The organism is Candidatus Aminicenantes bacterium, from assembly GCA_026393855.1.
In the GTDB taxonomy this organism is placed as follows: Bacteria; Acidobacteriota; Aminicenantia; order Aminicenantales; family UBA4085; genus UBA4085.
Genome location: JAPKZJ010000092.1, coordinates 1 through 11,188, shown reverse-complemented (window position 1 = coordinate 11,188; position 11,188 = coordinate 1). Strand labels below are relative to the sequence as shown.

Below are 11,188 nucleotides of genomic sequence, written 5' to 3'. Positions count from 1 at the left end.
CTTAGAAGGTGGCATCAATGACCAAGCTTGTCCGTTTCGGCGTCTCGCTAGAGAAGGGCCTACTGGCCAAGTTCGACGCCCTCGTTGCCGAACGCGGCTTTGCCAGCCGCTCCGAGGCGTTTCGCGACCTCATCCGGGGCTCGCTCATCGAGCAGGACTGGAAAGCGGGGGAGGAGGTCGCCGGTGCCGTCACCCTGGTTTACGACCACCACCGCAAGGATCTTCTGGGCCGCATCACGGACATCCAGCACGATTACCACCACTTGATCATCTCGACCCAGCACATCCATCTCGACCATGACCACTGCCTGGAGATTATCGCCGTTCGGGGCCGGGCGGGCGATGTCGGCCGGCTGGCCGACTCGCTCCGCTCGATCAAAGGCGTCAAGCACGGCACGGTCAGCATGTCGACGGCCGGACAGGATTTGGAGTGACCCCTTTTTTCGGATCTTCTCCCATCTCCGGGAAGCGCGGCCCGGGGTATTGGCCCGGCGGCTTCGGGCTCTACTCGCCTTTTCCCACAGCTTTCCTCGGCGCCTCGGAACTCCGCATTCGAGATCTCCCGGTCTTGAAGATCACCCACTCCGTTTCGATTCCGTCAGATGGTTTGCGTGCTCAAACAGCCCTCGTCGCCTGGCCAGAGCCAAGTACCCTCGGAAAGTTGTGGAAAAAGGCGCCGCCCTCGCGATTTCGCCGTTGGCCAACACCCCGAACCGCACTCATATCCCGGAGATGGGAGATGAACCTTTTTTTTGTATCCTTGGTAGCACGAATACATCTTCTAATAGCACTTGAGTCCCGCTAGTGCAGGCGGAGTCGCGGCTTTGATGGAGGAGACGTTCATGGCTGGAAGAAACAGATTCGCGGTATCGGTACTGGCTTTCGGGTTGGTTTTCTCGATCTTCCTGCGGGCGGAGGAGAAAAAGCCGGGAGTCCCTTCTCCCGCCCCGGCCGGACAGAAGGCCGAGGCCGAGCAGGCCAAGAAGAAAGAGGCCGAGAAGGACAAGCAGGAGAAGACCAAGCTTTTCCAGCTCAACCCCGTCGTCATCGACGTCGTCGAATCGGCCCGCGACAAGGCCGTCCCCAACATGACCGTGGTCAAGCCGGAGCTCTTCCCCCAGTCGATCGGCGTGACTCTGGACGCCGCCCTGTCCCGTCAGGCCGGCGTCGACGTCCAGCGCATCCAGGAGGTCGGCACGGCCATGGATGACGATTCGATCAAGATTCGGGGGATGGGAGCCCGCCGGATCAAGGTCCTGCGCAACGGCCGGCCGCTCAACACCTCGGGCTCGGCCGGCGGCTATTTCATCGATTGGACCATGATCCCGCTCAACGGCGCGGACCGGATCGAGGTGGTCAAAGGGGTGGGCGACCCTCGCACCGGCAACGTCATCGGGGGTGTCGTCAACCTCGTCCCGCGCACGCTCACGCAGCGGTTCGCGACCGAAGTCCAGGCCTCCTATGCCAGCTACGTCACCTCGGCCTTCAATCTCTTCCACGGAGCCAAGCCCGGGGCCTTCGAATATTCGGTGGCCGGCGGCTATACCCAAAGCGACGGCTACCTGCGAAACGGCGCCGCCCGCATGGCCAACGCCGACGTCCACCTCGGATACGACTTCGCCTGGAAAGGCCGGCTGACGGCCGACCTGGCTTTCGCCGACGTCAAAAAGAATTTCGCCGTCTCCAACCGAGCTTCCAAACTATTCGGCGATCCCCTTTACGACACCCCGCTCGACCCGGACTACCCGGCCGCCGACGGCGAGATCATGTACGGCGGCATGGGCGCCAACGCCGAGCCCGGCAGCTACTGGGTCAAGACCAAATGGACGGCCGACCTCGGCTACGAGCAGGCGATCGGGGAGAAGGGCCTCCTTTCGGCCCGCTACTGGCAGAACCGGGGCGATCGTGAATCCCTTAACACTCGCGCCTCTCTCAACCGGATCTTTCATAAAACGTTTTTCGACGATCGCTCCTACGGAGCTTCGACGAGCTACACCCACTTTTTAGCCGCCCAGACCCTGACCTTCGGCCTGGATTTCTCCCATTTGCGGGACGCCGGGGAAAGGAACGAGACGGACGACTTCCGCGCGCCTTATGTCTATGGATCCTACGTCTCAACCAAGAACCTCGAGATCTACGCCATGGACGAGATCCGGCTATTTGAGGCGGCCGTAACTGTGGTTCCGGGCCTTCGGTATCTAGACTATCAAGGCTTGGCCGGTCCCCAAGGCAAGGTCGAACAGATTCCCGACATCGCCAAGTCGGGGCTGGCGCCTTCGTTGAAGATCGTTTGGTCCTACGCCCCCGAGGCGATGCTCTATTTCAGCGCGGCCCGGGCCTTGCGCATGCCGGCCGCTCCCGAATACTACTGGCACTATGACCCCGACGACGCCGGCGTCAACACGAGCGGCCTGCCGTTCCGGGAAGAAGACGGCCTGCTTCTCCAAGCCGGCTGGAAGGCGGAATGGGGGGGAGCCCGCTTCGAGATCGCGCCTTACTTCTACGGCATCAGCCGCTACATCCAGTTCGACCTGATCAACTTCGTCTCCTACAACATCGACCGGGCCGATCTCTATGGGATCGAGCTGGAAGTCAGCCGATCGCTCGGCGGCGGATGGTCGGCCTTCGCCAATTACACCTGGCAGGCCAGCCGGACCAAGGGCGACCCGTTCGTCGGCATGTTCGTCGACGCGGTCGATCGGGGCTTTAACGAGCTCCCCGGGCTGCCCGCCCACAAGGCCAACGTCGGACTGCAATATCGTTCGCCCAAGGGCTTCTCCGCGGCGCTGTTTGTCCAGGCCGTTTCCGAGCAGAAGGTCATCTACAACAACAACGTCCTTTACAACACCGATCTGCGCCTGCGGACCCAGCCCGGGTATGTCCGGGTGGACCTCGAAACGCGGATCCCGATCACGGGCTTTCTGGAAGCCTCCGTCTTCGTCCGCAACATCCTCGATGCGGCCTATCTGGAGCGCTTCGGCTTCCCGGCCGCCGGCCGCAACGTCGGCCTCTCTCTCAAGTCCAAGTTCTAAAAATGACATCCGAACTGACCGCCCTTCTCCTCACCGCCGGTTCGCTGGGCTTCGTCCACACCCTCATCGGACCCGATCATTACATCCCCTTCATCGCCATGTCCCAGGCCCGCCGCTGGACCCGGCGCAAGACTCTTTTCATCACCCTGCTCTGCGGCCTCGGCCATGTCTTGAGCTCGGTCGTGATCGGCCTGGCCGGCATCGGGTTGGGTCTCGCCGTGGCCCGGCTGGAGGGCATCGAAGCGACTCGCGGGGACATCGCGGCCTGGCTGATGATCGGCTTCGGTTTGGTTTATGCCATATGGGGGATCAAGCGGGCCTTGCGCCGCCGGGCCCATACCCACGCCCATCATCATCCCCACGGCGGGCACGATCACGGCCACTCCCCTGACCATGAGCATGTCCACGCCCATGCCGGGGATCCGGCCGCCGTCGGTCCCGAGCCGAAGGCCAACATCACGCCCTGGGTGCTGTTCACCATCTTTATCTTCGGGCCGTGCGAGCCGCTCATCCCGATCCTGATGTATCCGGCGGCCCGGATGGGGGCCGGTTCGGTCGTCCTGGTTACGGCCGCGTTCGCCGTCGCCACGATCGGGACCATGCTGACGATCGTCGGCCTGGGATCGGCGGGCCTGCGGATCGCCCGCTTCGGCGGGCTGGAGCGGTGGATGCACGCCACGGCGGGGGCCATGATCCTCCTGTGCGGCTTCGCCATCAAGTTTATGGGATTGTGAAGCGGCCCCAGCGGTTGCGCCGTGGCGGCCGGCCCGGTATGATAGCCGGGTGAGCGAAGCGATGGACCGAAAACGCGATGATGCCGAACGCTGGATGCGCCTGGCTGTAGCGGAGGCCCGCCGCGGAGTTCGGGCGGGCGATGGCGGCCCTTTCGGTGCGGTTCTGGTCTGTAACGGACAGATCATCGCCCGCGGCCATAACCGTGTGATCGCCTCGAACGATCCCACCGCCCACGCCGAGATCGTGGCCCTGCGCCGCGCCTCCCATAAGCTCGGCCGTTTCCACCTCCCCGATTGCACGGTCTATACGACTTGCGAGCCCTGCCCGATGTGCCTGGCGGCGATGCACTGGGCCCGGATCAAGGTCTTTTATTTCGGCTGCGATCGGCGGGACGCGGCCCGTATCGGCTTCGCCGACAAGGATATCTACGACGCCCTTGCCGGCCGGCCGGTGAAAGGGGCTCCGCTGGCCCGCCCGCTATTGCGCGAGGCCTGTCTCGGTGTCTTTGCCGAGTGGGCCGGCCGGACAAATAAAGTCCTTTACTGAAGGAAATGCCCTTGGCCAAACACCGCTTCCCCGCTCCTCAACTATTCTGGGCCGGCGTTTTCCTGTGCGGCGCGACGGCGCTCATCAGCGCGCCCGCCGTCGATTCGCCCGGCGTCCTCAAACGTTGGACGGACCGGCTCATCCCTTTGCCCCAGAAGATCGAGACGGCCGGATCCGTACGGATCGCCTCTCGCGAAATCTCTCTATCACTACCGGACATGAAATCGCCTTTTATCCGCACTGCGGCCGCGATCCTCGCTCCTTTGGCCAAAGGGGAGGGATTCGAGATCCGCGGCGTGCTGACGTCGGGAGATTGTCCGGCCGATCTCCAGGACGCACTGCGGGCCGCGCCCAACAGCGCGCAAGCCTACGCCATCCGGCCCATTCTCCAGGCGGGCCGATTCCGCGGCCTGCTTTTGGCCGCCAACACGCCGGCGGGGCTTCTCTACGCCGCCACAACGCTGCGTCAGCTCGTTTCGCCCGGCCCGACTCCCGAAACGCGCTTCGAAATCCCGCAAGTCTCGATCCTGGATTGGCCCGACCTGGAAGAGCGGGGCGAATGGGGCGGCAATTCGATCCTGGACATGCCCTGGCTGGCCGAGCGCAAGATGAACGCCGTCGAAGTCCATGCCCAGCTCGGCTTCAACGAAGACGGCTCGCCCAAGGCTTCGCTCGATCCGCGATGGCTGGAGGAAAGCGGCCGGCAGGGCATTAAGCTCGTCCCTATCATCCTCCACATGGAGCAATTGGCCGGCACGGGCCTGTTCCGCTACCATCCCGAAGTGGCGGCGACTCCCGAACCGGGCAAGCCTCTCCCGACCGACTACACGCCGCCCGTCTGCTTCTCCCAACCCAAAACGGCCGAGCTGCTCTCCGGCTGGATGGGCCTCTTGCTGGCGCTTCCCGGTGTGGACGAAGTGGACGTCTGGCTTTCGGAAGAGACGAATCGCTGCTACTGCCCTCTCTGTGCCGGGAAAGAGCCGTTCGTCCTGGAGGCCCAGGGCATCCAACGGGCCTTTGAAATGATCCGCCCGCGTCATCCCGGCTCTCGGCTCCGCATCCTGTTGACCCAGGCCAGCCACGACGTCAACGACGAGGTGCTGGCCTCGATCGCGCCGCAGACCAAGGTGATCTATTACGACGGCGGCCGGACCTATGACAGCTCCCACCGGCCGATGATCGAGCCGCTGCTGGAAAAATTCGCATCCGCCGGCGGTTGGTTGGGTGTCTATCCCCAGCTGACGAACTCCTGGCGAACCGTTTTCCCCTTCAGCGGCGCCCATTTCATGAAAGCCAGGATGTTGGAGTTCGCGTCCAAGGGGCTGCACGGTTTCTTCGGCTACGCTACGCCCAACAATCGCTATTATGAGTTCAATGTCACGGCCGCCGCCGAATGGGGCTGGAATAGCAGCGGCCGGACGCCGCGGGAGTTTGCCGAGGTCTATGCCTTGCGGCGGGGGATTCCCCATCCGGTTGAATTCGCGGCTTGGGCCGAAATGCTCGGACCCGTCGGCTGGAAGCTGGCCGGCAGCCGGACCGTCGAGAATCTGCTCTTCGGCGCCGGAGGGTTGGTCTTTGTCGATGGCCGGATCGTGCCGGGCAGCCTGTCCGAATCGCTCACCCGGATGGCCTTCGGGGGGACGCTCCTGACCGAGTTCGCGGATGCTTCCGATTTCGCCGACAGCCGGGCCCGCGTCGATAAAGCCCTGGCCTTGGCTGTCACGATCGACGATCCCGCCATCCTGGTCGAAACGCTGAGCGTGGCCGGTGTTTTGGATCTTTTGGCCGGTCTGCAGGAAATCGCTGCGGCCAGATCATTGACGGATGCCGCAGAGAAGCAAGCGCGTCTGGGCCGGGCCTTGGCCGGGCTCGACGCGACCGCTCGTTCGCTTACCCAAGCCCTCGACCGTTGGGGAAGGGAAGTCAATCCCGTGCCCCGCCACAAGCTCGCCTCGCGCTTTCGGGACACGGTCGACTTTTCCGCTCACTTGGCGGATGCCGAACGTTATTTCTTCGCGGATCTCCATCTGCCTGATCCCGCCGCCGCCTTTCGCAGCCGCCCGGTCGCCCGCTGGAAAAGCGAAGACTTCGCCGGTTCGGATGCCATCGAGCTGTGGGCCGACGTCGACGGAGCGATTGACGGACCGGGCGAATACGACGTGACTCTGCGATTCGAGGACGGGGCCTCGGGCGTCAAGACGCGGGCGGTGACGCTGCTGCGCGGCCCCGACCGGGCCGGCGCCAAGCCGGTGGCCGAGGACCGCTGGGACTTTCGCATCGGCCGCTTCGACCGTTATGTGGACTATTGGCTGACCCTGCCCAAAGACGGAGCTGCCGGTTCTCCCGGCGATCATATCTTTCTCAAGATGGAGATCGTCGGGCCGGCGATCGACGCTCCAGCCGATCGCCGGACGTGCAGCGGCCTGGCCACGATGCGTAAATCCTGGAGGCAGTAAGGAGCGGGATTAAGGTTCGTTTCCCATCTCCGGACCGCGTTTCCCGGAATCGGGAGAAGAACTTTATTAAGGTTCTCTTCCATTCTGTGTGGCCTACGGCACGGAATTCGGCCCGGCGGCGCGGGTTTTTCACGCCTTTTTTGCGCTACTCTTCTCGGCGCCTGCGGAACTCCGCATATTCGATCTTCCCAATCTGCACGATCACCCACTCTGTTTCGTTCTCGATGAGCGCCACGTGCTCAAACATCCCTCGGCGCCCGTTGGGTTCCCTCGAAGAGGTTCGTAAAAAAGTCTAAACCCGCGCGGTTTCGCCGTCGGCCGAATACCGTGCCGTCTCACCTACCCACACTGAATGGAAGAGATTCTTTATTAAAAAGCGCCTATAACGGCGGGTGCGTTCGGCCGTCACTCCCACTCGATCGTGCCGGGCGGCTTGGACGTGACGTCCAGCGCCAGCCCGCTGATTCCGGGCAGGGCCAGGATCGAGGTCCGCAGCTCGGCGATCAGCGCCTCGGGCAGGCGGGCCGGGCGGGCCGTCATGGCCCGCTCGGAGTGGATCGGCCGGATGATGACCAGCTCGCGGCCCCGGCCGTCGATTCGCAGGGGCACGAAGACCGTCGGGCACTGCCAGATCTCGTCGTAAATGCCGTGGCGGCACAGTCCGTCCATGACCAGGGCGTCGGCCTCCCGCAGAAGGTCGAGCCTATCCCGGGTGACGGTCGCCGCCAGCGGCTCGAAGCTCTTGGGCGCGCCGCCGGCCAGGTTCCAGAGGCAGCGGTTGATCCCGTAGACATCGCGGAAGATCGTCCCGGCCGTCTCTACAATCTTTTCCCAAGGCTTGTCGGCCGAGAGAAGAACCGGGTGCTCGTAGGCCCGCAGGTCGGCCTTGACGCCGACCGACCGGATGGGCAGGATCTCGGCTTCGACGCCGAACTTGGCCGCTGCGGCTTTGGCCTCGGGGATCATCCGCTCGAACTCGGACGTATCCGCCACCCCCGTATTGCAGAGAAGCCGGACGCCCAGCCCCGGGCCGGGGAAGGGGTGCTTCCAGACCATGTCCCGCTCCAGGCCGAGCAGCTCGCCCAGCTCCCGGACCTCAACTTTGTAAAGATCGGAGAGGGGCTCGATGACCCGGCCCGCCTTGATCATCTCTTCGATCAGGGGGACCCGGTTGTGGTGGGTCTTGATCGTGTCCGAGCGCTTGGTGCCGCCCGTCTCGATCGTGTCCGGGTAGATCGTGCCCTGGCCCAGGAGATGATCCTGAATGCCCAGCCGGCGGGCTTCGCGCTCGAAGACCTCGATGAAGGTGTTGCCGATGGCCAGCCGCTTCTTCTCCGGCTCGACGATCCCGGCCAGGGCCTTGAGGAAGTCCTCCGAGGCGTCGATGAAGTGGAGGTTCGTGCCCAGGCCGACGGCCTGGAACTTCTCCACGACCGTGCGGCTCTCGTCTTTGCGCATCAGACCGTTGTCGACGTGGAGCAGATGCAGCCGCTCCGGCCCCAGGGCTTTGCCGAGCAGGACGGCGCAGACCGTCGAGTCGATCCCGCCGGAGGCCAGCAGGAAGACCGACTGGCCGCCGACCCGGTCCTTGATCGAGCGAATCTGCTCCCCGACGTAGTTGCCCATCGTCCAGGTCTGGCGGCAGCGGCAGATGTCGAGGACGAAGTTGCGGATCATCGTCTCGCCGTTGACCGTGTCGTCGACCTCAGGATGGTATTGGAATCCGTAGCGCTTGAGCTTGTCTGAGGCGATGGCCGCGAAGCGATGGACGTCCCCCTCGGCTCCCAGCCGCGAATATCCGATCTCCTCGAAGTCCGGCCCGATCTCCGTGACCGTGTCGAAATGGCTCATCCAGACCTGCTCGACCCGATCCAGCCCCCGGAAAATAGGCGAATCGGCGCAAACGTGAAGCTCGGTGTGGCCCCACTCCTTGCCGCCGTGGACGATCTTGCCGCCGTAGTGCTTGGCGATCTCCTGGTGGCCGAAGCAAAAGCCGAGAATCGGGATGGGCAAATCATAGATGGCCTTGGTGTAGCCGGAATCCTCCCCGAAGGCCGAGAAGCTGGGGCTGCCCGAGATGATGATGCCCTTGCAGTCGCGGAACATCTCGATCGGGTCCTCGGGCTGGCGGATCTCGGCATAGACTTTCATCCGCCGCACCTTGGTGGCGATCAGATGGGCGTACTGCCCCCCGAAATCGATGACCGCGATCGTGTCGTGCTTCATGGGATGATTCCTTGCCGAACAATATAGCGGCCGGGGAGTGTTTAGTCAAACCGGCCGGGCGGCTTGCCGCCGCTTTTTGGAGCTTCTTGAGAAAAAGCCCTCGCCGATGCGTCTTAATCAAGGGGCCCGCCATCCGGGCTTGACGGAGGCCGAAAAACATGTACAATAAAGTTGTACAATTAAGAGAAAATCCGATGTCCCTCCGAACGACCTACAGCCATGCCCGGGCGAATCTCGCCGAGCTGCTCGACCGCGTCTCCCTTGATCGGGAAACGGTCGTCATCGAACGCCGCCGCGGCAAGGGGCGAGTCGCCATGATCGCCGCGGACGAATTGGATTCGATCCTCGAGACGGCGCACCTTCTGCGCTCGCCGAAAAACGCGCAACGGCTGCTGTCCGCCCTGCGGGGGGCCTTGGCCGGTGAGGGAGCATCCATGACCTTGAACGAGCTCCGTGCCGAGGTCGGCCTTGAGCCCAAAGAACCGTGAGGCCGTCTTCCTCCCCGAGTTTCTCGAGGATCTGCGCCATTGGGTCCGCAATGACCGAAAAACAGCGCTTCGCATCCTCGAGCTGGTCGAGGCCGTTTTGCGGGACCCGTATAAGGGCATTGGCAAACCAGAACCTCTGAAACACCTTGCTCCGGGAGCCTGGTCGCGGCGTCTGACCCAGGAACATCGGCTGGTCTATCTTGTGCGAGACGAGTCGATCAACTTTCTACAAGCCCGGTATCATTACTAATCGGCGGCTGACTGGCTTGCGGGCGGGAAGGCTTTGGGCTATAAAATCGGGGAACGTCACGAAAAGGGAATGCGATGAGAATAGCTCCCGCCGCTGCGGCTATGATCCTTTCGGCCTTTGTGTCCGCGGATGCCCAGGCTCCGGTTCATGTCCCGGACAAGCCCCTGAATCCCGAAGCGGGACGGATCCTCCAGCTTAAGGAGGATCTTCGGATCACCGACGAAAGCGGCGAGTTCTTCCTCAAGTATCCGAGTTATCTCAAGGTCGCGCCGGATGGCTCGCTCTATTTCTATGATCAGGATCAGCTCATCCACGTCGATGCCAAAGGCAAATTCATGGCCAACCTCTATCGTAAGGGCCAAGGACCCGGCGAGCTGAACTACGTTTCGGGCTTGGAAGCCTTGCCTGACGGCGTTATCGTCCACAGCAATGATTCGAGCAAGCTCGTCAGGTTCGACTCCCGGGACAAGCTGGTCAGCGACATCTCCCTCCAGAGCCTCGGAGACAGGTGGGATTTTATCGGTCAGGCGGGTGACCGCCTGCTCGGCTGGCAAATGCATTGGCCGGAACCGGGTGCTACGGCGGGCGTCAAGACCATGGAAGTCGCCCTGGTTTCCATTGCGCATGACGGCAGCGGGGCTCGCCGCTTGGCCGCTTTCCCTGTCCGGATGATAAGGGCGGGAGGCGCCATTAAGTGGGACGCCTTTTTCGGAGTTCCGTTATCATCGCGCCGTTTCGCCGTGTCCCACACGAAGGATTACTCCATCAAGATCCTCGATCTTCAGAAGCCGGATCGGCTGCTGGTCTTGAACCGGAAGTACAAGAAAGTCCCCGCGCCCCCGAAAGAGAAGCGGGGCGCCATCATATCTTCGGATGGGACCCGACATGAGCTGCCGGGGGCGGAATTTGCCGACGACATAACCGCGATATACTCATACAAGGATGTTCTCTGGGTCCAAACCTCGATCAAGGATCCCGACAAGGGCATTCTGTTTGACGTCTTTGATGCGGAGGGACGATATCTCGACGCTTTTTACTTGAAGACGCCGGGGCGTCTGCTCAACATTCAGGGGGATTCGCTGTTCATCCGGGAGAGCGCGCCCGACGACACCCTGCGAATCGTCAGATATAAGGTCGTCGGCTGAAGCCGGAGTCCGGGCCGGGCTTCGATGTAGCAATATTTGAGCCCGCATCGTTATTCGCAATGGGGAAGGGGGCTCGGTTCAGGCCCTCCCCGAGGGAGATGAGCATGTCGAGGGAACATCGAACTCAGGCCGTAACCTGGCGATTCTGGGCGGCGTTGATCCCGTTGTTTTGCCTGGCCGTCCTTAGCTCCGGCTCGGGCGCCAGGTCTCAAAGCGTTTCAAGTTTACGGGTCAGGAATCTGGACGAAACGAAGCTCCTGGCCGACACCTTCCGGATCGACATCCGCACGATCACGGTCCGACTGGTTTA

General features: G+C 62.8%; 10 protein-coding genes. 9 read left to right on the top strand and 1 reads right to left on the bottom strand.

Features of this window, described 5'->3' with window-relative positions:
- The first annotated feature begins 17 nt into the window (after nt 1–17).
- The 5 genes from nikR to NTZ26_11655 all read left to right on the top strand — a co-directional run bounded on the left by nikR (nt 18) and on the right by NTZ26_11655 (nt 6,769).
- Nucleotides 18–434, top strand: coding sequence for a nickel-responsive transcriptional regulator NikR (nikR, locus tag NTZ26_11675; GenBank protein ID MCX6561155.1), 417 nt, complete (start codon nt 18–20; stop codon nt 432–434).
- 408 nt (nt 435–842) lie between these two features.
- Entirely contained in the window at nt 843–3,032 is a 2,190-nt protein-coding gene (locus tag NTZ26_11670; GenBank protein MCX6561154.1) for a TonB-dependent receptor, read from the top strand.
- 2 nt (nt 3,033–3,034) lie between these two features.
- Entirely contained in the window at nt 3,035–3,766 is a 732-nt protein-coding gene (locus NTZ26_11665) for a hypothetical protein (protein ID MCX6561153.1), read from the top strand.
- Between the two features lie 61 nt (nt 3,767–3,827).
- Nucleotides 3,828–4,313, top strand: a complete 486-nt coding sequence (locus NTZ26_11660; GenBank protein MCX6561152.1) for a nucleoside deaminase — start codon at nt 3,828–3,830, stop codon at nt 4,311–4,313.
- A gap of 11 nt (nt 4,314–4,324) precedes the next feature.
- Nucleotides 4,325–6,769 carry a hypothetical protein gene (locus NTZ26_11655; GenBank protein ID MCX6561151.1) on the top strand — a complete coding sequence of 815 codons (2,445 nt, stop codon included), beginning with the start codon at nt 4,325–4,327 and terminating at the stop codon, nt 6,767–6,769.
- A 405-nt stretch (nt 6,770–7,174) separates the two neighbouring features.
- Here the strand turns inward: NTZ26_11655 and guaA are convergent, their stop codons facing one another.
- Nucleotides 7,175–8,995, bottom strand: a complete 1,821-nt coding sequence (gene guaA, locus NTZ26_11650; GenBank protein ID MCX6561150.1) for a glutamine-hydrolyzing GMP synthase — start codon at nt 8,993–8,995, stop codon at nt 7,175–7,177.
- Between the two features lie 194 nt (nt 8,996–9,189).
- Between guaA and NTZ26_11645 the strand changes: the two genes are divergently transcribed.
- The 4 genes from NTZ26_11645 to NTZ26_11630 form a co-directional block, all read left to right on the top strand.
- Nucleotides 9,190–9,483: a type II toxin-antitoxin system Phd/YefM family antitoxin gene (locus NTZ26_11645; protein ID MCX6561149.1), complete on the top strand. Its 294-nt coding sequence runs from the start codon at nt 9,190–9,192 to the stop codon at nt 9,481–9,483.
- A complete protein-coding gene (locus NTZ26_11640; GenBank protein MCX6561148.1) occupies nt 9,464–9,733 on the top strand; it encodes a Txe/YoeB family addiction module toxin in 270 nt (89 codons plus the stop codon). The genes NTZ26_11645 and NTZ26_11640 overlap by 20 nt, the downstream gene beginning before the upstream one ends.
- Before the next feature lie 74 nt (nt 9,734–9,807).
- Nucleotides 9,808–10,878 carry a hypothetical protein gene (locus NTZ26_11635; GenBank protein MCX6561147.1) on the top strand — a complete coding sequence of 357 codons (1,071 nt, stop codon included), beginning with the start codon at nt 9,808–9,810 and terminating at the stop codon, nt 10,876–10,878.
- A 104-nt stretch (nt 10,879–10,982) separates the two neighbouring features.
- On the top strand, nt 10,983–11,188 hold a 206-nt coding region (locus tag NTZ26_11630), incomplete at its 3' end, for a hypothetical protein (protein ID MCX6561146.1).